Genomic DNA, 2790 nt, shown 5'->3' with positions numbered 1-2790 from the left:
GCTGTGAGGCGGGTGGAGATCACCGGGGCTGCTGCGAAGGCGGCGGGGGCGTGTGGTTGTCCGGGGTCGTGAGGGCGGCCGGAGCCGCGAGGGCGGCAGAAGTCGCCTGGACTGCAAGGGCCGTAGGGGCTGCCGCGAAGGCGCCTGGGTCGTGAGGGTGCCCGGGGCCGTGAAGGTGCCCGGGGCCGTGAAGGTGCCCGCGGTCGTGAAGCTGCCCGGGGCCGTGAAGCTGCCCGGGGTCGTGAGGGCAGCCGGAGCCGCGAGGGCGGTGAAGGTCACCGGCGCCAAAAGGGCAACAGACGCTGCTGCGAAGGCGGCCGGGATCGCCGGCGCCGTCGGCGCGGCAGGAGGTGCTACGGAGACTCCGGGGTCACAAGCGCCGCGAAGGCGGCAGGAGGTGCTGCCGAGACTGCCGAGGCCGAGGGCACAGGCGCCGCAAGCGCGGCCGGAACCGCCGCCGAGACGGTCTAGATCGCAGGCGTCGCAAGGTCCGTGAGCACCAGGCCCGATGTCGGCACCCCCGTCCCGGCGGTCACCAGGACCCGCCCGGCGCCCGGTATCTGGTTCACGGCGGTGCCGCGCAGCTGGCGGACCCCTTCCGCGATCCCGTTCATCCCGTGCAGATACGCCTCCCCGAGCTGTCCCCCGTGCGTGTTGATCGGCAGCCCTTCCTCGGCCACGAACTCCGCCGCCTCCCCCTTCCCGCAGAACCCGAACTCCTCCAGCTGCATCAGTACGAACGGCGTGAAGTGGTCGTACAGGATCGCCACGTCCATGTCCTCAGGACCCAGCCCCGCCGTCCGCCACAACTGCCGCGCGACCACGCCCATCTCCGGCAGGCCGGTCAGATCGTCACGGTAGAAACTGGTCATCTGCTCCTGCGCCCGCCCGGCCCCCTGCGCCGCCGCCGCTATGACCGCGGGCGGACGCCGCAGGTCGCGGGCCCGCTCCACCGACGTGACGACGATCGCCTGGGCCCCGTCCGTCTCCTGGCAGCAGTCCAGCAACCGCAACGGCTCCACGATCCACCGCGACGCCGCGTGCTCGGCGAGCGTGATCGGTCTGCCGTGGAAGTACGCCGCCGGGTTCGTCGCCGCGTACTTGCGGTCCACCACCGCCACCTGCCCGAACACCTCCGGTGTCAGCCCGTACGTGTGCAGATACCGCTGCGCCACCATCGCCACCCACGACGCCGGCGTGAGCAGCCCGAACGGCAGCGACCAGCCCAGCGCCGCGCCCTCCGCCGACGGCTCCCGGTACGTCACCCCCGAGCCGAATCTGCGCCCCGACCGCTCGTTGAACGCGCGGTAGCAGACCACCACCTCCGCGATCCCCGCCGCCACCGCGAGCGCCGCCTGCTGGACGGTCGCGCAGGCCGCTCCGCCGCCGTAGTGGACCCGGGAGAAGAAGGACAGCTCACCGATCCCGCAGGCCTGGGCCACGGTGATCTCCGGGTTGGTGTCCATCGTGAACGTGACCATCCCGTCCACGTCCGCCGGCGTCAGCCCCGCGTCGTCCAACGCGGCCCGCACCGCCTCCACGGCCAGCCGCAGCTCACTGCGCCCCGAGTCCTTGGAGAACTCCGTCGCCCCGATCCCGGCGATCGCCGCCTGCCCACCGAGGGTGTCGCGGGTACGGATGCTCATTTCCCGGCCTCCCTCGTCCTCGGCAGGGTGACCGTGACCGTGCCGGTCACATGCCTGCCGATGCCGTTCGCCCCGAGCACCCGCACCGTCGCGGTGTCGCCGTCCGTCTCCTCGACCGTGCCGGTCAACACCATCGTGTCGCCCGGGTAGTTGGGGACGCCGAGCCGTATGGCCACCTTGCGGAGGATCGCCTCTGGTCCGAAGTGGTCCGTTATGTAACGGCCGACCAACCCGTTCGTCGTCAGGATGTTCATGAAGATGTCGGGGGAGCCCTTCTGCCGCGCCGACTCCGCGTCGTGGTGCACGTCCTGGTAGTCCCGGGAGGCGACGGCTCCGGCGACGATCAGGGTGCGGGTGATCTGGATCTCCAGCGGAGGCAACTCTTCACCTGCCTTCATGGCTGCACCTCCTCGCTCACGATCAACTCCCCCAGTTCTTGCAGCACTTCGCCCCCACCACCCAGATACGCGTCCAACTGCCGCCCCCAGAGGAAGTGCCGGTGCACCGGATGGTCCAGGTCCGCTCCCGCCCCGCCGTGCAGATGCTGACCCGTGTGGACGACACGCTGGCCCGCCTCGGACGCCCACCAGGCGGCGGTCAGCGCGTGCGTGGCGTACGGCAGCCCCGCATCCCGCCGCCAGGCCGCCTCGTATGCCGTCACCCGTATCGCCTCGATGTCCATGTGCGCGTCGGCAGCCCGGAGTTGAACCGCCTGCCGCGTCGCCAGCGGGCGCCCGAACTGCTCCCGGGTATTCACATGCGCCACAGCCCGAGCGAGCGAACCGGCACACACCCCGGCCTGCAGCCCGGCGAAGGCAGTGCGCGCGCTGGCCAGAACGTCGGTGTGGGGGGCGGGAGTTGGGGGCGAGTCCGAGGAGCGGGCGTAGGACCCGAGCCGCTCCGCCGATGCCCCGTCGAGTGTCAGTCGCCCCGCCGACCAAGGCGCCGTCAGCTCGACCGCCTCCACGCGCGCGGCCTCCGTGACCGGGGTCAGCCACAACTCGCGCCGGTCGTCGGCGACCAGGACATGCGTGGCGTCACGCAACCAGGGGACGACGGGAACCGTCCCGCTCAACTCGCCCCGCGTGGAAGCCTGTTCATCCCGACCTCGTTCAATCGCCCCGCGCACACCCCTCGCCCGTAC

Annotated in this window: 3 protein-coding genes; all 3 read right to left on the bottom strand. The window is 71.7% G+C overall.

The genetic code is table 11. The features are described from left to right. Positions 1-467: 467 nt before the first annotated feature. Positions 468-1646 carry a lipid-transfer protein gene (locus tag AC31A1_RS49590; protein ID WP_489659625.1) on the bottom strand — a complete coding sequence of 393 codons (1179 nt, stop codon included), beginning with the start codon at positions 1644-1646 and terminating at the stop codon, positions 468-470. Next, complete coding sequence (locus AC31A1_RS49585) at positions 1643-2044, bottom strand: MaoC family dehydratase (protein ID WP_489659624.1); 402 nt, start codon at positions 2042-2044, stop codon at positions 1643-1645. Before AC31A1_RS49585 ends, AC31A1_RS49590 begins: the two co-directional genes overlap by 4 nt. Continuing rightward, positions 2041-2790 (bottom strand): acyl-CoA dehydrogenase family protein (locus AC31A1_RS49580; protein WP_489659623.1); only part of this gene is annotated, 750 nt, incomplete at its 5' end. The genes AC31A1_RS49580 and AC31A1_RS49585, both read right to left, overlap by 4 nt.

The sequence above is a fragment of the Streptomyces sp. P5F9 genome (assembly GCF_057961495.1).
Note: the sequence above shows the minus strand (reverse complement) of the source record. Positions and strands in the feature narration are given on the sequence as shown.

Excerpts from the sequence above, each read along its gene's own strand:
- AC31A1_RS49590 (WP_489659625.1), bottom strand. The coding sequence starts at position 1,646 with ATGAGCATCCGTACCCGCGACACCCTCGGTGGGCAGGCGGCGATCGCC.
- AC31A1_RS49585 (WP_489659624.1), bottom strand. The coding sequence starts at position 2,044 with ATGAAGGCAGGTGAAGAGTTGCCTCCGCTGGAGATCCAGATCACCCGC.